Origin of the sequence: Massilia eurypsychrophila, from assembly GCF_002760655.1 — a bacterium.
Lineage (GTDB): Bacteria > Pseudomonadota > Gammaproteobacteria > Burkholderiales > Burkholderiaceae_D > JAFCUW01.
On sequence record NZ_PDOC01000029.1, the window covers coordinates 1 to 22,182 of the forward strand.

Below are 22,182 nucleotides of genomic sequence, written 5' to 3' on the forward strand. Positions count from 1 at the left end.
GCTGCCGCGCGCCCCATCGGCGCTGCTCGACGCCGCCTGGGCCGCCGGCCAGCGCGACCTCTACCTGCAACGGGCGCTGCCGCTGGCGCGCGCGCTGGTGCTGGCCGCCGACTCGGCCGCGGCGCCGGCGCTGGCCGGCGCCGACATCAAGCTGCTGTCGCGCTGCGCCTGCGCGCTCGACGGTGCCGCCGACAACCCCGCCGGCGAGCGCGAAGCGCGCCGCTTTCGCGAGCTGGCCGCCGCCGGCCACGACCGCCACGCCCAGATGGCGCTGGGCCTGTGGTGCGCGCGCATGCGGGCCGACGGCACCCGTACCGCCGTCGGCGCCGGCTCGGCCAACTTCAAGAAAGCGATCCGCTGGCTGACCATGGCCGGCGAGCAGGGCCTGGCCGAAGCCTGGTACGCGCTGTCGCGCATCTATATAAAGCCGGAATTTTCGCAGCGTAATGTGCTCGACGCCCACCGCTTCCTCGAGCGGGCCGCCGAAATGGGCTACCGCGACGCCCAGCTCGAGTGCGGCAACGCCGCCTGGCGCGCGCGCCGCGGGAATGAAACCAACGATGTGCGCGCCGTGTACTGGATGCAGAAAGCGGCCGCCGGCGGCTGCGCCCAGGCGGCATCGGCGCTGCACAAGATCGCTCCGCACGGTCTCGCCGGTGCGTTGGCCGGCACGCCGGCGCTGGCCGTGCGCGCCGGCCACCCGCTGCTGGCGGCGCGGCTCGAACTGGCGGCGTTGTTCCACTTGAGCCGCGCCGAAGCGTTGCTGCTCGACGTCAGGTCCGCCGACCAGGGCCATTGCCTGGTGGTCGACATCCGCGCCAGCTACGGGCGCAGCAAGCGCCGGCTGGTGCTGGTCGACACGGTGCAGCAGCGCCAGGCGCTCGACCGCATCGGGCGCGTGTTCGACAACGTCGATTGCGGCCCCGGCGGCCCGGAAGGAAACTATCGCCAGCGGCTGTACCGGCTCAAGACGCTGGGGACGGTCGCCGTCGCGGCGCCCCGAACGGGTGGCGCGGGCGGCCAGCGCTACGACCTGGCGGCGTAAAATTCGGTGCCTTGCGACTTGGCCGTTGCAGGCATTTGCTTAGGTGCAGAAACCGCAAGCCAAGCTGGTCTTGCGTCTAACCAGCGCGTTTCCAAGGAATGCTGACACAGGTTCCTGCGACCAACGACTGCCAGTTCAACTGCGACTACCCGTCCGGCAACGACAATGCCGATGGGACCCTTGCCTCGACTCCGCCGGCCAGAACATCTGCCAGTTGGTCGTCATCACAGGTCAGCACCCAGAGCAGCCGGAAGAAACTGAGACAGTCGGCTGTCGGCCGGTCAATGCGTGGACGATTGAATGTGGCGGCAGAGGCGGCCTGCCGGTGATCGGTGGCGAACCGCTGCAGCTACCAGGGCAGACGCCGTGGTTCCCGCAGAGTTGGTGCGACAATTTCCATATACTCTGCTCGGAGGGGGACTGCCTGATTCACGATCCTTTACAAAAAAATCGAGGAGGCAAGCGCGCAGGATGGCCCCCCACTCCTGATCGACAATGCGCTGTTTTACCTGGACCGCTACTGCCTTCGATCTGAGGCCGATTGCGAGCGCGCCATCCGCAGGAATACCTATAGCTGGCATTTCCTGCTGCTGGTAGTCACCTATCCGATTGAGGCGAAGCACACCCTCAAATCAATCGTTCAACAGGCAGAATGCATTGTTGTTGGCGCATACGATGGTGAAAGTTATTTGATCTGGCGCCCAAGCGGTGACGTAAATCAGCCGTAGTTGAGTTAGCCTTGGTGGGATGATTCCGCCAAGGTTCCTTCACAATGGAGATGTGAACGAAAGAAGTCACCGTCAAGCTCATCCCGCAATGACAATAATCGGCTCAGCTTATTGCAGTGGCCGCTCTGCCCGCGGGGGCCAGCCAACTGGCCCAGACCTGTTTTGTGCACGCGCCAATTCCTGCAACAGGCTCATCTACACCGTCACTTCACCTTCGAACACCGTCACCGCCGGCCCGGTCAGGTACACCGGCGCCGCCCCGCCGGCCCACGCGATCGACAGTTCGCCGCCGCGCGCCGTCACCCGCACCGGCGAATCGAGCAGGCCGCGCCGGATGCCGGCCACCACCGCCGCGCACGACCCGGTGCCGCAGGCGAGCGTCTCGCCGGCGCCCCGTTCGAACACGCGCAGCCGGATGTGGCCGCGGTCGAGCACCTGCATGAAGCCGGCGTTGACGCGCTGCGGAAAGCGCGGGTGATGCTCGATCAGCGGCCCGGACTCCGCCACCGGCGCCTGGTCGACGTCGTCGACCACTTGCACCGCATGCGGGTTGCCCATCGAAACGACCGAAAACAGCAGCGTCTGGCTGCCGCCCGGCTGCGCGATCGACAGCGGCCACAAGGTATCCTCGCCTTGCGCCACGCCGGCCAGCCCGTCCGCGTCGAACGGCACCGCTGCCGGCGCCAGCCGCGGCGCGCCCATGTCGACGGTGATGCTGCCGTCTTCTTCCAGGCGCGGCGCGATGACGCCGTTCATGGTCTGCACCCGCAGCGCGCGCTTGTCGCTCAGGCCCTTGTCGGTAACGAACTTGACGAAGGCGCGCGCGCCGTTGCCGCACTGTTCAACTTCGCCGCCGTCGCTGTTAAAGATGCGGTAACGGAAGTCGCAGCCGTCGGTGTCGCTCTTTTGCACAATTAAAATCTGGTCGGCGCCGATGCCGAAGCGGCGGTCGGCCAGCCGCGCCCATTGTTCCGGCGCCAGGTCGACCTGCTGGTTGACCGCGTCGACGACGATGAAGTCGTTGCCGGCGCCGTGCATTTTGGTGAATTTGAGTTTCATGGCAACCAGTATATCGGCTAAAGGCAGGGCTTACTTACTTGCTCATTTTACTTGTTGGCTCACTTCGCATACGGCGACACTTCGCCCTCGGGCCGCGTCTTGTAGCGCTTGTGCGTCCAGAAGTATTCGGCCGGCGCCTCGCGCACGCGTTCCTCGATGAATTCGTTCATGCGCCGCGCCGCGGCCACCACGTCGTCGCCCGGGTAGTTTTCCCACGCCGGGTAGAACGTCACTTTCCAGCCGCGGTAGCCCGGCAAAAAGGTCGCCACCACCGGAATCACCTTGGCGCCTGCCGCCGCCGCGATGCGCCCCGGCGCCGTCAGCGTGGCCGCCGGAACACCGAAAAACGGCACGAACGGCGCGTCCTTGTCGCCGAAGTCCATGTCCGGCAGCATGAAGTAAGGCAGCCGGTCGCGCATCGCCCGCAGGATCGGTTTGATGCCTTCCTGGCGCGAGAACAGCTGCACCGGCCGAAAGCGCGAGCGGCCGCGCCGCAGCACCTCGTCGAAGGTGCGGTTCTTCTGCTGCACATAGATCGAGCACAGGTTGGTCTCGAACATCACGGCCACGCCGGCGACATCGAGGCACACAAAATGCGGGCACAGCAGGATGACCGGGCCGGCCTCGATGTCCGCCAGCGGCACCGCCGGCTCGACCTTGATCAGCCGGCGCAGCCGGGCCTGGGGCGCCCACCACAGGATGGCGCGCTCCCACACGCTGCGCGAATAGGCCTGGAAATGCTGGCGCGCCAATGTCACCCGCGCCGCCTCCGACAGTTCCGGCATCGCCAGGCGCAGGTTGGTCAGCGCCACATGGCGGCGCGCGCGCAGCACCATGAACAGCAGGCTGCCGACCGCATCGCCGAAGCGGCCAAGCACCGGCAACGGCAGCCAGTGCAGCAGCCACATCACGCCGAGCAGGAGCTTCATGCCGCCACCTGCGCGTCCGGCGCGGCCACGCCGTCGGGCTGCTTGTAGCGGTTATAGCTCCAGAAATACTGCGACGGGCAGCGCGCGATCAGCTGCTCCATGGCGCGGTTGATGGCGCCGGCCTGTTCGGTGGCGCTGCCGGCCAGTTCGCCGTCGAACGGCACGAAGCGCACGATAAAGCCGGCGCCGCGCGCGCGCCGCTCGGCGTACACCAGGATCACGGCGGCGTTGCCGATCTGCGCCAGCTTGGCCGGCAAGGTCATCGTGTAAGCGCTGCGGCCGAAAAACGGCGCCCAAACCCCTTCGCCTTCCTGCGGCACCTGGTCCGGCAAGATGCCGACCGGCTGTCCCTTCTTGAGCGTCTTGGCCAGAATGCGCACGCCCGACAGGTTGGCCGGCGCCAGGTGCAGGTTGTGGCGCGCGCGGGCGCCCTCGATCAACGGCTTGAGCGCCGCTTTTTTTGGCGGCCGGTACATCACGGTCAGCGGCGTGCGCAGCGCGATCTGCTGCGCCGTCATCTCGAAACAGCCCAGGTGTGGCGTCAAAAACACAATGCCTCGGCCGGCGTCGAGCGTCGCCTGCACGTGTTCCCAGTTTTCGACGACGGCGTGGCGTGCCACCCGTTCCGGCTGCGCGCACCAGACGAACGGCAGCTCGACGATCGCCTTGCCCGATTCTGCCACCGCCCGCCCCAGCTCGTGTCCGTAGCCGGCCCCTTCCAGGTTGGCGCGCAGGCGCCGCCGGTACGACGGCGACGCCAGGTACACCGCCCAGCCGAGCGCGGCGCCGAAAAAATGCAGCAGCGGCAGCGGCAGGGTCGACAGTAATCGAAACAGGAGGACTAGCATGGGCTTGATAAATGTTCAGATTCGGCGGGTTGCCCAGCCAAAATTTCGTAAGGAGCGTAAAATACCACGTTGAAGGATCCGCCGAGTTAATAGACAACTTGCGAAGCGGAATATAAATGTCGCTAAAGCGTCGCAGGCGAAAGCCCTTACTGCGACAACAACTTTGTTCAACAGTAATGGGAGCCAGAATGTCCAACGAATACCTCTTTACCTCCGAATCCGTGTCCGAAGGTCATCCGGACAAGGTCGCCGACCAGATCTCCGACGCCATCCTCGACGCCATCCTCGAACAGGATCCGCGCGCGCGCGTGGCCGCCGAGACGCTGTGCAACACCGGCTTGGTGGTGCTCGCCGGCGAGATCACGACCCACGCCAATGTCGATTATATTCAGGTCGCGCGCGAGACCATCAAGCGCATCGGCTACGACAACACCGATTACGGCATCGACTATCGTGGCTGCGCCGTGATGGTCTGCTACGACAAGCAGTCGCCCGACATCGCCCAGGGCGTTGACGAAGGCGCCGGTCTCGACCTCGACCAGGGCGCCGGCGACCAGGGCCTGATGTTCGGCTACGCCTGCGACGAGACCGCCGAGCTGATGCCGGCCGCCATCCACTACGCCCACCGCCTGGTCGAGCGCCAGTCGCAGCTGCGCAAGGATGGCCGCCTGCCGTGGCTGCGTCCGGACGCCAAGTCGCAGGTCACCTTGCGCTACGTCGACGGCCGCCCGGTCGCCGTCGACACCGTCGTGCTGTCGACCCAGCACGCGCCGGAAGTGAGCCATGCCCAGATCGAAGAAGCGGTCATCGAAGAAATCATCAAGCAGGTGCTGCCGCGCGAGTGGCTCGTCGGCACCCGCTACCTGGTGAACCCGACCGGCCGCTTCGTCATCGGCGGCCCGCAGGGCGACTGCGGCCTGACCGGCCGCAAGATCATCGTCGACACCTACGGCGGCGCAGCCCCGCACGGCGGCGGCGCCTTCTCCGGCAAGGATCCGTCCAAGGTCGACCGTTCGGCAGCCTACGCCGCGCGCTACGTCGCCAAGAACGTCGTCGCCGCCGGCCTGGCGCGCCAGTGCCAGGTGCAGGTCAGCTACGCGATCGGCGTGGCCAAGCCGATCAACATCACGGTTTACACCGAAGGCACCGGCGTCATCTCCGACGAGAAGATCGCCCAGCTGGTGATGGAGCACTTCGACCTGCGTCCGAAAGGCATCGTCCAGATGCTCGACCTGCTGCGCCCGATCTACCAGAAGAGCGCCGCCTACGGTCACTTCGGCCGCGAAGAGCCCGAGTTCACGTGGGAGCGCACCGACAAGGTCGCGCTGCTGCGCGCCGAAGCCGGCCTGTCCTAATCTGCAACACCGGGGCCCGCCCCAGGTCTGACCCGTATTTTGGGTCAGACCCTGTCACCTAGCTGTGATAAACTGTTCCATTCCGAGGAGCGTTGCGACGAATTCAATTTCGCCAGGCTCGGACTACACTGCGCTCACGTTACTTTTTTCTAACTGAAAGGAGGGCGTGATGAACGCCGTACTCAAAAGCATCAACGACTACCACATCGCCGATATCAGCCTGGCTGCATGGGGTAACAAAGAAATCAAGATCGCCGAGACCGAAATGCCGGGCTTGATGGCAATTCGCGAAGAATTCGCCGCCAGCCAGCCACTCAAGGGCGCGCGCATCACCGGTTCGCTGCATATGACCATCCAGACCGCCGTGCTGATCCAGACCCTGGAAGCGCTCGGCGCGCAAGTGCGCTGGGCGTCGTGCAATATCTACTCGACCCAGGACCACGCCGCCGCCGCCATCGCTGCCGCCGGCACCCCGGTGTTCGCCGTCAAGGGCGAAACGCTGGACGAATACTGGGACTACACCCACCGCATCTTCGAGTGGCCCGGCGACGGCGTCTACTCGAACATGATCCTCGACGACGGCGGCGACGCCACCTTGCTGCTGCACCTGGGCACGCGCGCCGAGACCGACAGTTCGGTGCTGAACAATCCAGGCTCGGAAGAAGAGATCTGCCTGTTCAACTCGATCAAGAACCACCTGGCCAAGGATCCGACCTGGTACTCCAAGCGCCTGCCTGCGATCATGGGCGTGACGGAAGAGACCACCACCGGCGTGCACCGCCTGTACCAGATGCACAAGGACGGCAAGCTCGCGTTCCCGGCCATTAACGTCAACGACTCGGTCACCAAGTCGAAGTTCGACAACCTGTACGGCTGCCGCGAGTCGCTGGTCGACGGCATCAAGCGCGCCACCGACGTCATGATCGCCGGCAAGGTCGCCGTCATCGCCGGTTACGGCGACGTCGGCAAGGGCTCGGCTCAGGCCATGCGCGCGCTGTCGGCCCAGGTCTGGGTCACCGAAATCGACCCGATCTGCGCGCTGCAGGCGGCGATGGAAGGCTTCCGCGTCGTCACGATGGATTACGCGGCTGAGCATGGCGACATCTTCGTCACCTGCACCGGCAACTATCACATCCTGACCGAGCAGCACATGCTGGCCATGAAAGACCAGGCCATCGTCTGCAACATCGGCCACTTCGACAACGAGATCGATGTCGCATCGCTCAAGAAATATGAGTGGGACAACATCAAGCCGCAAGTCGACCACGTCATCTTCCCATCGGGCAAGCGCATCATCCTGCTCGCCGAAGGCCGCCTGGTCAACCTCGGTTGCGGTACCGGTCACCCGTCGTACGTGATGAGCTCGTCGTTCGCCAACCAGACGATCGCCCAGATCGAACTGTTCGCCAACATCGACAAGTACCCGGTCGGCGTCTATGTACTGCCGAAGCACCTCGACGAAAAAGTGGCGCGCCTGCAGCTCAAAAAGCTCAACGCGCAGCTGACCGAACTGACCGATGAGCAAGCCGCTTACATCACCGTCAGCAAGCAAGGTCCGTACAAGCCGGAGCACTACCGCTATTAATTAGTCAGTAGTCAGTAGTACGGCAATACCGCCGGGCGCCGCGCTGCCGCGCCCGGCATTTTTCACCAGACAAAACACCAACAACCAAAGGTACCCATGCGCCTGTTACTGACCTGGATTATCAACGCCGCCGCCCTGATGGCGCTGCCTTACCTGATGAGTTCCGTCACCGTCACCAATGTCGGCGCCGCGCTGATTGCCGCCCTCGTGCTGGGGCTGGTCAACACGCTGATCCGCCCGGTGCTCGTGCTGCTGACCTTGCCAGTGACGATGCTGTCGCTCGGCCTGTTCATCCTCGTCATCAACGGCTTCCTGTTCTGGGGCGTGGCGCAACTGGTCAGCGGTTTCCGCGTCGATGGCTTCCTGTCGGCGATGCTCGCCGCAATCGTCTACAGCGTGATTTCCTGGGCCCTGTCCACCTTACTGTTGCGAAAAGATGGAAACTAATAACTTCAGCATCGAGTTCTACCCGCCCAAAACGGCCGAGGGCGCCGACAAGCTGCGCATTGCCCGCGCCAAGCTCGCCACCCTGAACCCGAAGTATTTCTCGGTCACCTTCGGCGCCGGCGGCAGCACCCAGCAGGGCACGCTCGACACGGTGCTCGAGATTCTCGCCGAAGGCCACGACGCCGCGCCGCACCTGTCGTGCGTTGGCGGCTCGCGCGAAGCGATCCGCGCCATCCTCGCGCAGTTCAAGTCGCACGGCATCAAGCGCCTGGTGGCCTTGCGCGGCGACCTGCCCAGCGGCTACGGCGGCGGCAGCGAGCTGCGCTACGCCAGCGACCTGGTCGAGTTCATCCGCGCCGAAACCGGCGACTGGTTCCACATCGAAGTGGCGGCGTACCCTGAAATGCATCCGCAGGCGCGCTCGCCGCAAGACGACCTGCAGAACTTCGCCCGCAAGGTGCAGGCCGGCGCGAACGCCGCCATCACCCAGTATTTCTACAACGCCGACGCCTACTTCCAGTTCGTCGACAATGCCCGCAAGCTGGGCGTCGATGTGCCTATCGTCGCCGGCATCATGCCGATCACGAACTACACGCAGCTGATGCGTTTTTCCGACATGTGCGGCGCCGAGATCCCGCGCTGGGTGCGCCTGAAGCTGGCCAGCTTCGGCGACGACAGCGCGTCGATCAAGGCGTTCGGCATGGATGTCGTGAGCGAGCTGTGCCAGCAGCTGATGGAAGGCGGCGCCCCTGGGCTGCACTTCTACAGCATGAACCAGGCCGGGCCGACGACGGAATTGTGGAAGCGGCTGACCAACAGCTAGTCGCTAGATAAAGGGGGAACCGACTTGGCGCCTCCTTTTTTACTTCTTGGCCGCAAACTTCGATTGTGCCTTGCGATCCGCGGCCCTTATGTACGCCGCTGCCGACCTGTCTTTTTCCTTTAGCTGCTTTCGGTTTGGCCGGCGCATCGCCTGGCGTTACGAAGCCGATGGGGCGCTTCTGGACGGGCTCTGCGGGCGCCATCAAGGCACGAATAGCCTCGAAAATCTGTCTCAGCTGAACGCGCGTGTTCTGCTCGAAGGTGTCGTGCTTCAGTGACATCAATTCGGTTTTCTTCTCCAGGTCGTCCAGACGTAGCGCTAGTTCTTTGTTCGAGGCAATCACTTCGCGCAGACGCACGAAAGCGCGCATGATCTTGATGTGACGGCGATGGCCTGCGGGCTGCCCAGCACGGACGAGAGCATCGCCACACCCTGTTCGGTGAAGGCACAGGGCGAGTACCGCCGGCCGCCACGACCGCTGTTTGAGATCACAGATTGTGATCTCAAAGCTTCCCACTCTGCGGCGTCGAGCTGAAACATGAAGTCGCTGGGAAAGCGGTCGGCATTACGCTTGACTGCTGCACCAAAACATTAGTAGTGACGCCATACAATGCGGCCAGGTCGCTATCGAGCAACACCTTCTGTTCGCGGAGGATACGGATGTGGCTGGTGACGGTTCCCACCGGCAAGTGCGCGACCGGCTTGACGCTCATCCCGCTTCCTTGGCCAGGCCACGCGCCTTGCCAGCCGGCTGCATGCTCATTCTCACCCGATGCTTGACCTCGACGGCATCGACGAGACGGATCACCGCTTTCTGTTCTTTACGGTGTTCGTGACTCCTCATTAGGCGGACCCTTTCATCCATGCAGACCTTAGCGTGTAAGTGCGCTTTTTTGAACATGACGACGTTAGTCGGGTAGGTGCACGTCTCAGCGGGCCCGCAATTCCTCGCGGCCGCCGGCAGTTCAGTGCGCATTTTGCGCCGTTCGCTATCGCTTGAACTGAAACTTGGATTGCGCCTTGCGCTCCATGGCCGCTTTCGCTTCGCCAGCAATATCTTCCTTCGTTCGCATGCCGGTGCCGGAGAAATGGGCCTTATACCCGTCTGGAAGTGCTGAAACATCTGTCAATGCCCCATCAAAGTCGCACACTTTCAATTTCCCTTCGGCGCCAAATAAAAGGGATGAATTCGTGTAGTAGTGATTCTTAAGCGCTCCGCCAATTTTCACAGCGTCACCGAACCGCTCGATTGCTTCAGTGGTCGATCCGTTTTGGAGAAGTAGAATGCCCAGCGCATGCAAGTCGGCCGGTTCCACTTGGTCGGCTTCAAGAACACTTTGTAGATCGGCAATTGCGCCGTCAATGTCGCCCAGTGCGTTTTCACTGCCGAACGCTGGCGGCGGCCGGCGATTTCGGTCGCAGAATCCTGGAGCAGCCAATCGCACAATTCGATTGCTTTGTCGTAATCGCCGCTACTGGCATGTGCGTATGCCGTCGTCAAGATCGAGGCAAGTTCATCCTCGTTTCTAGGCCGATCAGGTGGCATTTCTCTATCGTTTTCCATGGTCGACCTTGTTGCCGCCACATTCTGTGAAGTACAGACCCGACGCAGCTTACTTGCTGAAGAATTGCCAACATTGAGCGTTAATAATGACTGGGACATGCGGCCCGGTGACTAAGCGAGTTCGGTAATGATCCGGTCCAACGCCACATCATGCGCCGCGCTGGCAAACTGCGCCGCCTGGCACGCATACGCAATCCCGAGCGTGACGGGCCGCGGTTCCAGTTCCAGCGTGCGGTCGTAATACCCACCACCGTAGCCTAGCCGATAGCCTTCTTCGTTAAACCCCAGGCAAGGCACCAGCAGCGCTGGCGGCCGCGCCACCATGCGCAGGTCGGCCGGCACCGCGACCCCCATCGTGTCCTTCACCATCGCTTCGCCCGGCTGCCAGTCCGCAAAGCCGAGTGCCGCGTCACGCGCCAGCACCACCGGCAGCGCCAGCCGTACGCCCGCTTGCGCCAGCTCAGCGTATGCTGATGACAAGTCAGCCTCACCGCGCAGCGGCCAGTACACCCCAAGCGCCGGCACCGGTTGCGCGCGCCACCACGCCAGCAGCTGCGCGCCGATTGCGGCGTCCCAACGCGCTTTGCGGGCCGGGTCGATGCTGGCGCGGGCCAGCGCGAGCGAACGGCGCAACACATCCTTGGCCGATCGCGCGTCGTGTGTGTCGGATGCTGGCAGTGCGGCGGGGCCGCATGGTATTCTAGGGTCGCCGGTCATGGGCTCGTATGCAGGTAAAAAGAGAGTAATAGATTGATGTTTTTTTCGCCGAAACTGGTCGTTGTCGCCATCCTTGCCGGATCCTGCTTGTCGTCGTCGGCCGCCGCGCCCGACAGTCCGGCCGCCGCTGCGCAAATGCGCGCCGACGACGAACTGTTCTTGCTGCTGCGCGAAGCGGCGCGCCAGGACAATGCCGCCACCGCGGCCGCCTACGCCGCGCGCCTGCCGCAGTATGCCATCCCGTCGTATGTCGACTATTATCGGCTTAAACCGCGCCTGCGCGAAGCGTCCGCCGACGAAGTGCGCGAATTCCTCACGCGCCACCAGGGCAGCGCCATCGCCGACCGCATGCGCAACGACTGGCTGCTCGAACTCGGGCGCGCGCGCGACTGGGTCAACTTCGACCAGCAGTTGCCGCTGTTCGTGCTTAACGACGACACCCAGGTCAAGTGCTATCACCTGATGTCGCGCGCGGTCAAAGGTGAAAAAGTCGCCGCCGACGCTCGCACCCTGTTGATCAATCCGCCCAACTACGGCGAAGCCTGCGCCTCGCTGGTGGCCACGCTGGCGCAGGCCGGCCAGTTTTCTACCGACGACCTGCTGGCGCAGCTGCGCCTGGCCGGCGAACAGCATGCCACCGGTCCGGCGCGCCGCGCCGCGGTGCTGCTGGGCGCCTCCGAAACGCGCGCCGCGCAGGCAGTCGACGTGCCCGCGCTGGCGATGGCCCGCGGCGTCGGCGCCGACCGCGTCGAGCGCGAAATCTACCTCGTCGCCATCGGCCGCATGGCCCGCACCAGCATCAGGCTGGCCACCGTCGCGCTGGAAAAAAACCTCGGCACACTCAGCCTGCAGGAGCAGGCCACCGGCTGGGCCAGCATCGCGTATGCCGCCTCCATGACGCTTTCGCCCGAGGCCTATGGCCTGTGGCAGCGCAGCGCCGGCGCGCCGCTGTCGCAGGAACAGTTGCAATGGAAAACCCGCACCGCGCTGCGCCAGGGCGACTGGAAGATGGTCGCCGATACCATCGAGGCGATGCCGCCACAGCTGCGCAGCGACCCGGCCTGGACCTACTGGATGGGCCGTGCGATGGCCAAGCTGTCCGGCGCCAACCACGAGCTGGCGCAGGCGCTGTTTACCCGCATCGCCGACCAGAACAATTTCTATGGCCAGCTGGCGATGGAAGAACTCGGTCAGCAAGTGTCGATCCCGACGCCGGCGCGCGCACTCACGCCTCTCGAAATCGCACCGATTGCGGCGAACCCGGGTCTGCGCCGCGCGATGAAGTTTTTCAGCATGCGCCTGCGCTTTGAGGGCACCCGCGAATGGAACTGGGAGCTGCGCAAATTTAACGAGCGCGAGCTGCTCGCCGCCGCCGAATTCGCGCGCCAGAACGATATCCTCGACCGCATGGTCAACACGTCCGAGCGCACCCGCACCGAATTCGACTACACCCAGCGCTTCCCGTCGCCGCACAACGAGATCCTGCAGCCGACCACCACCAACCTGGGCCTCGACCGCGCCTGGGTGTATGGCCTGATCCGCCAGGAGTCGCGCTTCATCACCGATGCGCGCTCCGGCGTCGGCGCGTCCGGCCTGATGCAGGTGATGCCGGCCACCAGCCAGTACGTCGCCAGGAAAATCGGCCTGACCGACTTCGCGCAGGGCATGCTCAACGACCTGCGCACCAACATCCTGCTCGGCACCAATTACATGAACATGGTGCTGGCCAACGCCGACGGTTCGCAGCCGCTCGCCAGCGCCGCCTACAACGCCGGCCCGGGCCGCGCGCGCACCTGGCGCGCCACGCTCAACGCGCCGATGGAGGGGGCCATCTTCGCCGAGTCGATTCCGTACACCGAGACGCGCACCTACGTCAAGAACGTGCTGGCGAACGCAACGAACTACGCGGCGCTGTTCGAGAACAAGCCGCAATCGCTGAAGGCGCGCCTCGGCGTGGTGACGCCGTCCGGCGCGCGCGCCAACCAGCTTCCCTGAACTAGAACGCACCCCAACGAGGCAGGCCAGATGCGACAAATGACGGTAGTGGTGTTCGGTGGTACCGGCTTCATCGGCAGCCACCTGGTGGCGCAGCTGTCGGCCGCCGGCGTGCGCACGCTGGTGCCGACGCGCCGGCTGGTGCGCGCCAGGCACCTGGCAACGCTGCCGATGGTCGAAGCGATCGAGGCCGATGTCGGCCGCGCCGACGCCGCGCAGCTGGCGCGCCTGCTGCACGGCGCTGACGCCGCCATCAACCTGGTCGGCGTGCTGCATTCGAAACCCGGCACGCCGTACGGCCCGCAGTTTCGCCGCGCCCACGTCGAACTGCCGGCCGCCATCGTCGCCGCCTGCGCCGCCGCCGGCGTGCCGCGCTACCTGCACATGAGCGCCCTTGGCGCCGACCGCGACGGCCCGTCGATGTACCAGCGCTCGAAGGCCGACGGCGAAATCGCCGCCCGCGGCGCAGCGTCGGTGGCCGCCACCATCTTCCGTCCGTCGGTCGTGTTCGGGCCCGAGGATAATTTTCTCAACATGTTCGCCAAGATGCAGCGCTGGCTGCCGGTGGTGCCGCTCGCCTGTGCCGGCGCCGAATTCCAGCCGGTGTTCGTCGGCGACGTCGCCCAGGCATTCGTCCATGCGCTGCGCGACCCGAAAACGCGCCACCAGGTGTACGCGCTCGGCGGCCCCGCCATCTACACGCTGGCCGAACTGGTGCGCCTGTCCGGCCGCTGGTCGCACCACGAACGGCCCATCATCGAGCTGCCCAACTGGCTCGGCCGGCTGCAGGCGGCGATCTTCGAAATGATGCCCGGCACCCCGCTGATGACGCGCGATAACCTCGACTCCATGAAGTGCGACAATGTGGTCGATCCGGCCATCCAGGCGCTCACCGCGGCCACGCTCGGCATCAAGCCGGTGGCGCTCGAAGCGGTGGCGCCGCAGTACCTGTCGCCGCACGAACGGCTCGACGACTTCCGCGCGCGCGCCGGCCGCTAGCCTTGTTTGACCACCCACCGACCCCCCACTGAACACCCCATGCAGACTACCGAACTCGATCCGACTCTTTCGAACACCCTCAGCGGCAACGGCCAGCCTGGCCTCACGCTCGTCATCGGCAACAAGAATTATTCGTCGTGGTCGATGCGGCCGTGGGTGGCGCTGACCGCGTTCGGCATCCCGTTCCATGAAGTGCGGGTGCTGCTCGACATGCCCGACACGGCCGCCCGCATCGCCGACTATTCCGGCGCCGGCCGGGTGCCGGTGCTGGTGGCCGGCGAGATGACGATCTGGGACAGCCTGGCCATCTGCGAATACGTCGCCGAGCAGTTCCCCGACAAGCACCTGTGGCCGGCCGACGTCGCTGCGCGCGCGATGGCGCGCTCGGTCAGCGCCGAGATGCACTCGGGCTTTGCTGGCCTGCGCAACGCGATGTCGATGAACATCAAGGCGAGCCTGCCGGGACGGGGACGCACCACCGAGGCGCAGGGCGACATTGGCCGCGTCTGCGAAATCTGGGAAGAGTGCCTGTCGCGCTTTGGCCACCACCAGTTCCTGTTCGGCGATTTCTCGATTGCCGACGCGTTTTATGCGCCGGTGGTGATGCGCTTCAAAACTTACGGCGTGTCGCTGGCGCCGGCGCTGCAGGCTTACTGCGAGCGCGTGCTGGCCCATCCGGCAGTGGCGCGCTGGGTGCGCGAGGCGCTGGCCGAGACCGAGGTCGCGGCCAAGCACGAAGACCTGCCGGAGTAGGCCGCATGAAAAGCTATGTCGTCGGCGGCGCGGTGCGCGATGCGCTGCTCGGGTTGCCGGTGCAGGACCGCGACTGGGTGGTCGTCGGCGCTACCCCGGACGACATGCTGCGGCAGGGCTTTCGCCCGGTCGGCAAGGACTTTCCCGTGTTCCTGCATCCGGCGACGCACGAGGAATACGCGCTGGCGCGCACCGAGCGCAAGACGGCGCCCGGCTACCACGGCTTCGTGTTCCATACCGACGCCGACGTCACGCTCGAGGAAGACCTGGTGCGGCGCGACCTCACCATCAACGCCATCGCGCGCGCCGACGACGGCGCCCTGACCGATCCGTTCGGCGGCCAGGCCGATATCCGCGACCGCGTGTTCCGCCACGTTTCAAGCGCCTTCGCCGAAGACCCGGTGCGCATCCTGCGCCTGGCCCGCTTCGCCGCGCGCCTGGCCAACTTTACCGTGGCGCCGGAGACGATGGCGCTGATGCGCCAGATGGCCCTGCAGGGCGAAGTCGATGCGCTGGTGCCCGAGCGGGTATGGCAGGAAGTGGCGCGCGGCCTGATGGAGGCGGCGCCGTCGCGCATGCTGGCGGTGCTGCGCGAATGCGGCGCGCTGGCGCGCATCATGCCCGAACTGGACAAGTTGTGGGGTGTGCCGCAGCCGCCGCTGCACCATCCGGAAGTCGACACCGGCGTGCACATGATGCTGGTGATCGACTACGCCGCCTCGCGCGGCTTCGACCTGGCGGTGCGCTTCGCCGCACTGATGCACGATCTCGGCAAGGGTGCCACGCCGCCGGCCGCCTGGCCGAGCCACCACGGCCACGAAGGCCTCGGCCTGAAGCTGATCGAGACGCTGTGCAAACGCCTGAAAGTGCCCAACGAGTGCCGCGAACTGGCATTGATGACGGCGCGCGAGCACGGCAACGTCAGTCGCGCCGAGATACTGCGCCCGAACACCATCGTCGCGCTGTTCGAGCGCTGCGACGCGTTCCGCAAGCCGCAGCGCTTCGAGCAGATGCTGCTCGCTTCCGAGTGCGACTTCCGCGGCCGCGGCGTCGACGCCGCGGACGACGATTTTCGCACCCGGCCCTATCCGCAGGCGCCGTACCTGCTCGCCGCGCTGCAGGCGGCGCGCGCCGTCAACGCCGGCGAGGTCGCATCGCGCCACGTCGACAAGCCCGAACGCATCCGCGAGGCGGTGCACGCGGCGCGGGTGCGCGCCGTCAAGGCCCGCGGCGCCGCCCCGCACGACGACGATGACGGCGCCGAAGGCGATCACGAAGGCCGCCCCGACGCGCGGTTGTAAGCACACGTAATCGGTGCGGCTGGGACGCGCCATTGCTGCTATGCTCTGGTTGCTTCCGCCGGTCCGGCGGCATGGATCCCAAACGACGATCATGATTTTCACTCAACTGCCTCTGTCCTGATGACCCCACGACGCCGTACCGCCGTCATCGTTTTGCTGATCCTGCTGGTGCTGGTGCTCGGCTTCCTGTTCAACCGCACCACGGCGGTCGACCTCGATGCTCAGAACCGCGTGACGCTGAACCTGCGCGAACTGGCAAAGCTCGACGCCGGGTGGAACGTCAACATCCTGCGCGCGCGCATCGGCCTCGATAACGACTACCAGGCGCTGGCGCGTCCGCTGCCGCGCATCCACCAGCTGACCGACAGCCTGCGCGACTCGCTCGGCATGACGCGCGGGCCGACCGCCACCCAGGCCTACCAGCAGCTCAGCGCCGCGCTGAGCGAGAAAGAACGGCTCGTCGAACAGTTCAAGGCCGGCAACGCGGTGCTGCGCGAAGCGCTGGTCTACATGCCGCCGGCGATCACCGACCTCAAGACAGAACTGAACGGCATCGAAGGCGCGCTGGTACCGGCGCGCACCGTGCTCGCGCTCGACAGCGCGCTCAACGCGCTGCTCACCGATATCCTGCGCTTCAACCTGTCGCCCGACGTGGCGCAGGCCAACCGCATCGAAACCACGCTTGGCACCATCCTGATTCAGAAGTCGGCGTTCTCGCCGGCCGTCGGCGAGCGCATCGACCAGCTGATCGGGCGCGCGCGCGCCGTGCTGCGTTACCGGCCGCTCGAAAACGCCATCGAAATTGCCATCGGCCGCACCGCCACCACCGAGGCGATCGAGCGCCTCAGCCGCGCCTACGACAAGGCCTTCGACGACGTGCAGGCCCAGAAGCAGCGCTATCGCACCTGGCTGTTCGCCTATTCCGGCCTGCTGCTGCTGCTGTTGATCGGGGCGGCGCGGCGCCTGGTGCGTACCTACCGGCTGCTCGGCGTGGCCAACAAGCGCTTGCAGGCGTCCAACGAAACGCTGGAAGTGCGGGTCGCCGAGCGCACCGCCGAACTCGAGGCGCAGTCGGCCAAGCTCGAGCAGCTCGCCCATCATGACGGCCTCACCGGCCTGGTCAACTATGGCTACCTGACGCGCCTGCTCGAGCACGCGCTGGTGCGCGCCAGCCGGCGCGGCTCCACCGTCGTCGTGATGTTCTTCGACCTCGATGGCTTCAAGGCCGTCAACGACACCTACGGCCACGGCACCGGCGACCTGGTGCTCAAGGAAGTGGCGCGGCGGGTGCAGGACAAGCTGCGCAAGGAAGATTCGCTGGCCCGCCTGGGCGGCGACGAATTCGTCATCCTGCTCGAAGAAGTCGTCTCGCGCGAGGGCGCCATGCGCGTGGCCCAGCTCACGCTCGACCAGATCTGCGGCATCACCGAAGCCGCTGGCCACGCGGTGAACATTTCGGCCAGCATCGGCATCAGCAGCGCCCATGGCCGCGCCGGTGCCGCGCGCGGCGCCGCGGCACTGCTGGCCGAGGCAGACCAGGCCATGTATCGCACCAAGCAGGCAGGCAAGGCCGGCTTCAGCTTCAGCCCCCAGGCGCAATGGGCCGCCGCGCCGGAACCGGCAAATACGCTACAATGACGTTTTGGTGCAGTGCACAATAACGCGGGAGGCCGGGTAGGCCATGACGATCTTTCAGAAGTTGGGCGGCTGGCTGGGCGGCCGCAAGGGCGCCAGGTCGCGCGCGCCGGTGATGGTCAAGCAGCTCGAGGAGCGCGATCGCCGCCGCATGCTCAAGCACTTCATGGCGCTCGACGATAGTGACCGCTTACTGCGCTTCGGCACCGTCTTGCCCGACGAGCAGCTGACCGCCTACGTCAACAAGATCGACCTCGATCGCGACACCGTCTACGGCGTCTACAATCCGGTCTTCAAGCTGGTCGCGGTCGGCCACCTGGCGTTCGCGCCGAAAGAGCAGCTCTCCCCTGGCGGCGCGGTCACCGAGAAGGAGCGGGTGGCCGAATTCGGCGTCTCGGTATCGAAGTCGGCGCGCGGGCTGGGGATTGGCTCGAAGCTGTTCGAGCGCGCCGCCATCCACTGCCGCAACGCCGATGTCGACACCTTGTACATGCACTGCCTGTCGTCCAACAAGACGATGATGCACATTGCCAAGAAGGCGGGCATGGAGATCCAGCGCGAGTACGGCGAGGCCGACGCCCACCTGCGCCTGCTGCCGGCCAATCCCGGCACCATGCTGCAAGAAGCGCTCGAAGAGCAGTTCGCCACCATCGACTACACGCTCAAGGCCAACACCCGCGCCGCCGTGAAGTGGTTCGAGAAGTAAGCGACCTGGGTGACCTGGGTGATGACCTGTGTGCCGCCAGGGTTTGACCCCGTCGTCATCGACGTCCCTTGCTGGCCCGCGGCGCCGTTCCAAACAGCGTGGCGTCATCGAGCGACTGCGCAATAGCCGCATATCCCGCATCACCCGGGTGCAGGTGGTCTCCCGAGTCGTACGCCGCGAGCAGGCGTGCCGGATCGCGCGGATCGCGCAGCACTTTGTCAAAATCTGCGACGGCATCGAATTCGCCGCTGGTGCGGATCCAATCGTTGACCTTGCGCCGCACTGCATCCTTCGCCGGGCTGTAGTGACCCTCCAGGGCAGTGCCCTGCAGCGCGCCCGCAAATGGCGTCATGGTGGCGCCGACAATACGGACCCCGCGCACCCGGGCTGCGGCGATCAGTTGGCGATAGCCGGCGATGAGCTGTTCGGCGCCCACCGGTGCCGCGGAGGGTGCGAACGGACTGCCCGGCCAGCCGATATCGTTGATGCCGATGTAGACCACGACGGTGTAAATGCCCGGCTGCGCCAGCACATCATGTTCGAAGCGCGCCAGCGCGTTCACGCCCATCATGTCGTCAAGCAGGCGCGCGCCCGAAATGCCGGCATTGGCAACCGCCACGCCGGCGCCGGCGAGGCGCTGCGCCAGGTGGTCAGGCCAGCGCCGGTTGCGGTCGGGCGTCGAGCCGTTGCCGTCGGTGGTCGAATCGCCGAGCGCCACCACAGTGCGCGCGCCGGCCGCCGCATCGACCAGCACGGCGTTGAGGAACAGGCGGCCCTTCACCCGGTCCGCCTTCGGCAGCGTCGAGGCGCCCGTCGCATTGCCTTTCATCGCGTAGGCAGTCTGTTGATCGCCCCAGTGAAAACTCGACACGCTCGTCGGCTGCGGAAAATAGCTGGAGACCGCCAGCCGCGCCAGCGGCTGGGCTGACATTCGCAGCGGGTCGCTGATGCCGTTCGCGCCCGGCGCGATGGTGACCGAGCGCTTGCCGCCGAATGTGACCGCCCGATCGGTGCCGCCGACCGTTTCCGCTTCCCGCAGCGCCAGCGCGACCCGCACTTCGCCAATCATCAGCGGCGCGCTGCCGTAGCGGTTCGAAAACACCAGCCGTAGCGATTCGCCGCCACTGCTCAACTGAACCACTTCCCTGATCGAGACGCTGTCCAGCGTGCGCGGAACGTTAAGCGGCAGCACGAAGCCGCTCTGCCAGGCTGGCTGCGGGCTGGCCATCCATGATGTCACCCAGTTGTTGGTGGTGGCGGCGGCTGGACATGCGGCGCAGGCAAGGGCGAGTGCACCGATTGCCGGAAATAGAATTTGCATGACTTCGATACCATTAAAGTGAAGAGACGTTCACGGTAGGTCATTCCAGAGAGTCGGGGAAGATCGCTAAGTGGCATATACTTCATTCCGATATGGAATGGGGGACCGATGGATACGCTGCAAGACATGCGGATTTTCATCCGCGCGGTGGAACTGCGAAGCCTGACTGCCGTCGCCCGCGAGCTTGGCGTCACGCAGCCGACCGTCAGCAAGTCGGTCAGTGCGCTGGAAAAAAAGCTGGGCGTGCGCCTTCTCGACCGCAGCACCACGAGCCTTGCCCCGACTATGCAGGGTGCGCGTTTCTACCAGCGCGCGCGCCAGGTGCTGGAAGAATTCGACGATGCGGTCGCTGAAGCGCAAGGCCTGAACGAACGTCCGGTGGGGCTGTTACGCGTGAACGCGCCGCTCGCGATCGGCCAGTTGCTGCTCGCGCCGCTCTGCCGCGATTTCCTGCGTCTCTATCCAGACGTGCAACTTGAGCTGATCTTCGATGACCGCATGGTCGACCTGGTGGAAGAGGGTGTCGATGTCGCGTTGCGCCTGGGCGGGGCGCTGCCGCAAGACGCCGTCGCGCGCCATATTGCGGTGTCGCCGCGTCATCTGGTCGCGGCGCCTTCCTACCTGGCGCGCCATGCGCCGCTGCGGGCGCCGCAAGACGTCGCCCAGCACGACTATGTGCGCTTCGCGTGGCTGACTGGGGGTGACCGGGTCGAGCTGCACAATGGCGCACGCACGGTGGTGGTGGAGACGCACGGCCGATTCCGCGTCAACAATGCCTTGTCGATCCGCGAAGCGCTGCTCGCCGCAGATGGCATCGGCCTTTGCCCCGCGTGGCTGGTGCAAGATCTCGTCGCCGGCGGCGCCTTGGTGCGCGTGCTTCCCGACTGGTGCGGCGTGCCGCAGGAACTCGACCTGCTCAGTCCTTCGCGCCGCTATCAACCGCTGCGGGCGCGGTTGTTCATCGATTACGTCGCCGGCGCCTTGCGCGCACTGGACTGCTTTGGCGGCACAGACGCTCCGTCAACGCCGGCCTGACGTCAGCTTCGTTTGACGGCCAGCAGCGCCACGCCCAGCGACATGAATAGCGCGCCCGAAGCCCGCTGAAGCGCACGCAGCTTTTTTCCGGCGGTGAGGCGCGCGCTGGCGCGACGCGCAATGAAGACGAACGTCGCGTGGGACAGCAATGAGCATCCGACGAACGTGAACGTCAGCACGAAGAACTGCGGCACGATCGGTGCGTTCGTCTGGATAAATTGTGGGAACAGCGCCGTGAAAAAGATAATGCTTTTTGGATTGGTCAACGCGACCAGCAGTCCTTCGCGAAACAGCTGCCTGGCGCTTGCTGTGGGCCGCGCCGGTTGCTGGCTCGTCGTCGGCGCTGCCTTGCCGGCGCCCCGCCACTGCTTGACGCCGAGGTAAATCAGGTACAGGGCGCCGGCAATTTTAAGTACAGTAAACAGCAGCAGCGATGTCCGCAGCGAGGCGCCCAGGCCAATCATCGCCGCACCTGACACGAGAAATATACCGAGCGCATTCCCCGTCGAACTGAGCATCGCCTTGCCGGCGCCCTGGCTCGCGTTGGACATGGCCAGCAAGATCGCCGGGCCGGGACTGAAGGCGGTGATCAGCGAAATACTCAGAAAGGAAAGCCAGATGGCGAAGCTCATGGTTTTCTAATTGTCAGGCGGAAAGCCATCAGCGTACCGGGAATCCGCAAACCGTGCCGGCGCACTCAATTTCCCGACACGTTTCTGCCCCTCACATCAGCGGCAGCGCCGTCGTATCCTTGATCCGCTGCAGCGCAAAGCTCGACTTCACATCCGCCACCGACGGATGGATCAGCAGCGTCTTCATCATGAAGCGCGAGAAATGCTCCATGTCCTCGACGTGCACGCGCAGCAGGTAGTCCATCTCGCCGGTCATCGCGTAGCACGCCACCACCTCCGGCCACGCCTCGACCGAGGTGGCGAAGTCGGCGTGCGGCGAACTCGACGTGCGCTTGGCGCCGGCCGCGTTGGCGCCGTCGTTGTGCTTTTCGAGCCGCACGTTCACATACGCCAGCAGCCCGAGGCCGATCTGGCCAGGGTCGAGCAGCGCCACGTACTGGCGGATCACGCCGGCTTCTTCCAGCCGCTTGATGCGCCGCAGGCATGGCGACGGCGACAGGCTGACCTGGTCGGCGACGTCCTGGTTCGAGGCCCGTCCGTCCGCCTGCAAAATCGCCAGAATTTTGCGATCTGTTTTATCGAGCTCAATTTTTGACATATTCCCTCCGAATCGCGCCATTCTACGCAATTTTATTGCGCAGGGGAGGGGCGTGGGGGCAGTGTTTGAAATTTAATGCCCGGGGGTCCGGACTATACTGGCGGCTA

General features: G+C 65.3%; 21 protein-coding genes, 1 pseudogene and 1 riboswitch. Of the genes and pseudogenes, 12 read left to right on the top strand and 10 right to left on the bottom strand.

The features are described from left to right. Positions 1-1,045 (top strand): tetratricopeptide repeat protein (locus CR105_RS24790; RefSeq protein ID WP_143752813.1); only part of this gene is annotated, 1,045 nt, incomplete at its 5' end. Between the two features lie 923 nt (positions 1,046-1,968). Here the strand turns inward: CR105_RS24790 and dapF are convergent. Genes dapF through CR105_RS24805 form a run of 3 tightly spaced genes read right to left on the bottom strand, consistent with a single transcriptional unit; the run spans position 1,969 to position 4,609 of the window. Next, positions 1,969-2,832: a diaminopimelate epimerase gene (gene dapF / locus CR105_RS24795; RefSeq protein ID WP_099793252.1), complete on the bottom strand. Its 864-nt coding sequence runs from the start codon at positions 2,830-2,832 to the stop codon at positions 1,969-1,971. Between the two features lie 59 nt (positions 2,833-2,891). Then, the gene (locus tag CR105_RS24800; RefSeq protein ID WP_099793254.1) at positions 2,892-3,761 is read right to left on the bottom strand and encodes an LpxL/LpxP family acyltransferase; all 870 of its coding nucleotides are present in this window, start codon (positions 3,759-3,761) and stop codon (positions 2,892-2,894) included. Further along, complete coding sequence (locus tag CR105_RS24805) at positions 3,758-4,609, bottom strand: lysophospholipid acyltransferase family protein (protein ID WP_099793256.1); 852 nt, start codon at positions 4,607-4,609, stop codon at positions 3,758-3,760. Before CR105_RS24805 ends, CR105_RS24800 begins: the two co-directional genes overlap by 4 nt. 188 nt (positions 4,610-4,797) lie before the next feature. On the opposite strand from CR105_RS24805, the gene metK reads away from it, so the two are divergent. The 4 genes from metK (at position 4,798) to metF (ending at position 8,819) form a co-directional block, all read left to right on the top strand. Continuing rightward, complete coding sequence (gene metK / locus CR105_RS24810; RefSeq protein ID WP_099793258.1) at positions 4,798-5,964, top strand: methionine adenosyltransferase; 1,167 nt, start codon at positions 4,798-4,800, stop codon at positions 5,962-5,964. Between the two features lie 78 nt (positions 5,965-6,042). Continuing rightward, positions 6,043-6,107: riboswitch (S-adenosyl-L-homocysteine riboswitch) on the top strand. A 26-nt stretch (positions 6,108-6,133) separates the two neighbouring features. Beyond that, positions 6,134-7,549, top strand: a complete 1,416-nt coding sequence (ahcY, locus tag CR105_RS24815; protein WP_099793260.1) for an adenosylhomocysteinase — start codon at positions 6,134-6,136, stop codon at positions 7,547-7,549. Positions 7,550-7,645: 96 nt separating this feature from the next. Next, complete coding sequence (locus CR105_RS24820) at positions 7,646-7,996, top strand: phage holin family protein (RefSeq protein ID WP_099793262.1); 351 nt, start codon at positions 7,646-7,648, stop codon at positions 7,994-7,996. Then, positions 7,986-8,819: a methylenetetrahydrofolate reductase [NAD(P)H] gene (metF, locus tag CR105_RS24825; protein ID WP_099793264.1), complete on the top strand. Its 834-nt coding sequence runs from the start codon at positions 7,986-7,988 to the stop codon at positions 8,817-8,819. Before CR105_RS24820 ends, metF begins: the two co-directional genes overlap by 11 nt. Before the next feature lie 339 nt (positions 8,820-9,158). Here the strand turns inward: metF and CR105_RS29525 are convergent. The 4 genes and pseudogenes from CR105_RS29525 to CR105_RS24845 form a co-directional block, all read right to left on the bottom strand. Next, positions 9,159-9,532, bottom strand: a pseudogene (locus tag CR105_RS29525) (ORF6N domain-containing protein). Further along, positions 9,529-9,663 carry a hypothetical protein gene (locus tag CR105_RS29300; RefSeq protein WP_267873917.1) on the bottom strand — a complete coding sequence of 45 codons (135 nt, stop codon included), beginning with the start codon at positions 9,661-9,663 and terminating at the stop codon, positions 9,529-9,531. The pseudogene CR105_RS29525 and the gene CR105_RS29300 overlap by 4 nt, the downstream one beginning before the upstream one ends. 145 nt (positions 9,664-9,808) lie before the next feature. Next, positions 9,809-10,258: a hypothetical protein gene (locus CR105_RS28030; protein WP_180288306.1), complete on the bottom strand. Its 450-nt coding sequence runs from the start codon at positions 10,256-10,258 to the stop codon at positions 9,809-9,811. Positions 10,259-10,494: 236 nt separating this feature from the next. Continuing rightward, a complete protein-coding gene (locus CR105_RS24845) occupies positions 10,495-11,100 on the bottom strand; it encodes a 5-formyltetrahydrofolate cyclo-ligase (protein WP_099793270.1) in 606 nt (201 codons plus the stop codon). A 36-nt stretch (positions 11,101-11,136) separates the two neighbouring features. On the opposite strand from CR105_RS24845, the gene CR105_RS24850 reads away from it, so the two are divergent. From CR105_RS24850 to CR105_RS24875, 6 genes are all read left to right on the top strand, one after another. Further along, positions 11,137-13,095, top strand: a complete 1,959-nt coding sequence (locus CR105_RS24850; protein WP_099793272.1) for a lytic transglycosylase domain-containing protein — start codon at positions 11,137-11,139, stop codon at positions 13,093-13,095. A gap of 30 nt (positions 13,096-13,125) precedes the next feature. Further along, positions 13,126-14,094, top strand: a complete 969-nt coding sequence (locus CR105_RS24855; protein ID WP_099793274.1) for a complex I NDUFA9 subunit family protein — start codon at positions 13,126-13,128, stop codon at positions 14,092-14,094. 39 nt (positions 14,095-14,133) lie between these two features. After that, positions 14,134-14,847: a glutathione S-transferase family protein gene (locus CR105_RS24860; protein WP_099793276.1), complete on the top strand. Its 714-nt coding sequence runs from the start codon at positions 14,134-14,136 to the stop codon at positions 14,845-14,847. A 5-nt stretch (positions 14,848-14,852) separates the two neighbouring features. Further along, complete coding sequence (locus CR105_RS24865) at positions 14,853-16,148, top strand: multifunctional CCA addition/repair protein (RefSeq protein WP_099793278.1); 1,296 nt, start codon at positions 14,853-14,855, stop codon at positions 16,146-16,148. 120 nt (positions 16,149-16,268) lie between these two features. Then, positions 16,269-17,786, top strand: a complete 1,518-nt coding sequence (locus CR105_RS24870) for a DAHL domain-containing protein (protein WP_099793280.1) — start codon at positions 16,269-16,271, stop codon at positions 17,784-17,786. A 43-nt stretch (positions 17,787-17,829) separates the two neighbouring features. After that, positions 17,830-18,489 (top strand): GNAT family N-acetyltransferase, encoded by a 660-nt coding sequence (locus CR105_RS24875; RefSeq protein WP_099793282.1) that lies wholly within the window; start codon positions 17,830-17,832, stop codon positions 18,487-18,489. 55 nt (positions 18,490-18,544) lie between these two features. On the opposite strand, the gene CR105_RS24880 is transcribed toward CR105_RS24875, so the two are convergent. Further along, positions 18,545-19,810: an SGNH/GDSL hydrolase family protein gene (locus tag CR105_RS24880; RefSeq protein ID WP_099793284.1), complete on the bottom strand. Its 1,266-nt coding sequence runs from the start codon at positions 19,808-19,810 to the stop codon at positions 18,545-18,547. Positions 19,811-19,918: 108 nt separating this feature from the next. On the opposite strand from CR105_RS24880, the gene CR105_RS24885 reads away from it, so the two are divergent. After that, complete coding sequence (locus CR105_RS24885) at positions 19,919-20,845, top strand: LysR family transcriptional regulator (protein WP_099793286.1); 927 nt, start codon at positions 19,919-19,921, stop codon at positions 20,843-20,845. Positions 20,846-20,847: 2 nt separating this feature from the next. Here the strand turns inward: CR105_RS24885 and CR105_RS24890 are convergent, their stop codons facing one another. Both CR105_RS24890 and CR105_RS24895 read right to left on the bottom strand, forming a co-directional pair. Then, a complete protein-coding gene (locus CR105_RS24890) occupies positions 20,848-21,477 on the bottom strand; it encodes a LysE family translocator (protein ID WP_099793288.1) in 630 nt (209 codons plus the stop codon). A gap of 91 nt (positions 21,478-21,568) precedes the next feature. Continuing rightward, positions 21,569-22,075, bottom strand: coding sequence for an Lrp/AsnC family transcriptional regulator (locus tag CR105_RS24895; RefSeq protein WP_099793290.1), 507 nt, complete (start codon positions 22,073-22,075; stop codon positions 21,569-21,571). Positions 22,076-22,182: the final 107 nt, after the last annotated feature.

Coding starts and splice junctions, on each gene's coding strand:
- dapF (WP_099793252.1), bottom strand. CDS start 2,832: ATGAAACTCAAATTCACCAAAATGCACGGCGCCGGCAACGACTTCATC.
- CR105_RS24800 (WP_099793254.1), bottom strand. CDS start 3,761: ATGAAGCTCCTGCTCGGCGTGATGTGGCTGCTGCACTGGCTGCCGTTG.
- CR105_RS24805 (WP_099793256.1), bottom strand. CDS start 4,609: ATGCTAGTCCTCCTGTTTCGATTACTGTCGACCCTGCCGCTGCCGCTG.
- metK (WP_099793258.1), top strand. CDS start 4,798: ATGTCCAACGAATACCTCTTTACCTCCGAATCCGTGTCCGAAGGTCAT.
- ahcY (WP_099793260.1), top strand. CDS start 6,134: ATGAACGCCGTACTCAAAAGCATCAACGACTACCACATCGCCGATATC.
- CR105_RS24820 (WP_099793262.1), top strand. CDS start 7,646: ATGCGCCTGTTACTGACCTGGATTATCAACGCCGCCGCCCTGATGGCG.
- metF (WP_099793264.1), top strand. CDS start 7,986: ATGGAAACTAATAACTTCAGCATCGAGTTCTACCCGCCCAAAACGGCC.
- CR105_RS29300 (WP_267873917.1), bottom strand. CDS start 9,663: ATGAGGAGTCACGAACACCGTAAAGAACAGAAAGCGGTGATCCGTCTC.
- CR105_RS24845 (WP_099793270.1), bottom strand. CDS start 11,100: ATGACCGGCGACCCTAGAATACCATGCGGCCCCGCCGCACTGCCAGCA.
- CR105_RS24850 (WP_099793272.1), top strand. CDS start 11,137: ATGTTTTTTTCGCCGAAACTGGTCGTTGTCGCCATCCTTGCCGGATCC.
- CR105_RS24855 (WP_099793274.1), top strand. CDS start 13,126: ATGCGACAAATGACGGTAGTGGTGTTCGGTGGTACCGGCTTCATCGGC.
- CR105_RS24860 (WP_099793276.1), top strand. CDS start 14,134: ATGCAGACTACCGAACTCGATCCGACTCTTTCGAACACCCTCAGCGGC.
- CR105_RS24865 (WP_099793278.1), top strand. CDS start 14,853: ATGAAAAGCTATGTCGTCGGCGGCGCGGTGCGCGATGCGCTGCTCGGG.
- CR105_RS24870 (WP_099793280.1), top strand. CDS start 16,269: ATGACCCCACGACGCCGTACCGCCGTCATCGTTTTGCTGATCCTGCTG.
- CR105_RS24875 (WP_099793282.1), top strand. CDS start 17,830: ATGACGATCTTTCAGAAGTTGGGCGGCTGGCTGGGCGGCCGCAAGGGC.
- CR105_RS24880 (WP_099793284.1), bottom strand. CDS start 19,810: ATGCAAATTCTATTTCCGGCAATCGGTGCACTCGCCCTTGCCTGCGCC.
- CR105_RS24885 (WP_099793286.1), top strand. CDS start 19,919: ATGGATACGCTGCAAGACATGCGGATTTTCATCCGCGCGGTGGAACTG.
- CR105_RS24890 (WP_099793288.1), bottom strand. CDS start 21,477: ATGAGCTTCGCCATCTGGCTTTCCTTTCTGAGTATTTCGCTGATCACC.
- CR105_RS24895 (WP_099793290.1), bottom strand. CDS start 22,075: ATGTCAAAAATTGAGCTCGATAAAACAGATCGCAAAATTCTGGCGATT.